This is a genomic window from Pseudomonas sp. MD195_PC81_125 (assembly GCF_014060985.1).
Taxonomy (GTDB): domain Bacteria; phylum Pseudomonadota; class Gammaproteobacteria; order Pseudomonadales; family Pseudomonadaceae; genus Aquipseudomonas; species Aquipseudomonas parakoreensis.
In genome coordinates, this window is sequence record NZ_JABULD010000816.1 from 1 (window position 1) to 896 (window position 896).

Annotated in this window: 1 protein-coding gene; it reads right to left on the minus strand. The window is 54.8% G+C overall.

The genetic code is table 11. The features are described 5' to 3' along the window. Positions 1-93: 93 nt before the first annotated feature. Positions 94-495 carry an endonuclease domain-containing protein gene (locus HT737_RS29460; protein WP_003221578.1) on the minus strand — a complete coding sequence of 134 codons (402 nt, stop codon included), beginning with the start codon at positions 493-495 and terminating at the stop codon, positions 94-96. Positions 496-896 lie beyond the last annotated feature (401 nt).

Consider the following 896-nt stretch of genomic DNA (forward strand, 5'->3'; position numbering starts at 1 on the left):
TCAGGATGACGATGAGTGTGGTGTTGCGGGATTTGAATGGGGTGGCGGTTTTCGAGCAGAAGTTGCAGCCAGTTTGAAGATCAAAAACAACCCTCACCCCGGCCCTCCCGAAATGTCGGACCGCTTGGAGGGTGAGGGTGTTTTTCGATTCGCGGCAATTCTTGTGATTTGCTCCAGTACATCATCCATCTGCTGCATTACTTCGAGATTACTGAATCGCACAACTTCAATGCCCTGACGTTCCAGGAAAAGCGTCCGACGTTGATCGTGGATCAAGCCCGCTATTTCATAGTGTTGACCCCCATCCAGCTCAATCGCCAGTTTCAGCTCTACGCAGTAAAAATCCAGGACATAGGGCGGACATGGAAACTGCCTGCGGAATTTCAGATTGGCGACTTGGCGTGAACGAAGTTTTTGCCAGAGTAATTGTTCGCAATCGGTTTGGCTGCTGCGTAACTGGCGGGCGAACTGAGCGAGAGTGAGGCGATTTTGCATGCTTCACAATCCTTGTGAAGTGGCTGGAAATCTCACTGTAGACGAGGACCCTCACCCCAGCCCTCTCCCGGAGGGAGAGGGAGCCTACGGAGTTGTATCGAGTTGTACATCGACCTGAAAGACCGAGTCGATTACGGATTCGGTACATCACCTTCAGGTCGGCGCATTTATCCGGCATCCCCCAATCAGTCCCCTCTCCCTCCGGGAGAGGGTTAGGGTGAGGGGCTCTTCTGAGTCAGTACACGTCGCGGCGGTAGCGGCCCTGTTCAATCAGGCGTTCGACTTCGGCGCTGCCGAGGATGTCGTTGAGTGCCTGATCGACGCCGGCGGCCATGCCCTGAAGGCTGCCGCAGATATAGATCACCGCACCATCGGCCAGCCACTTCTTCAGCTCTTCAGCG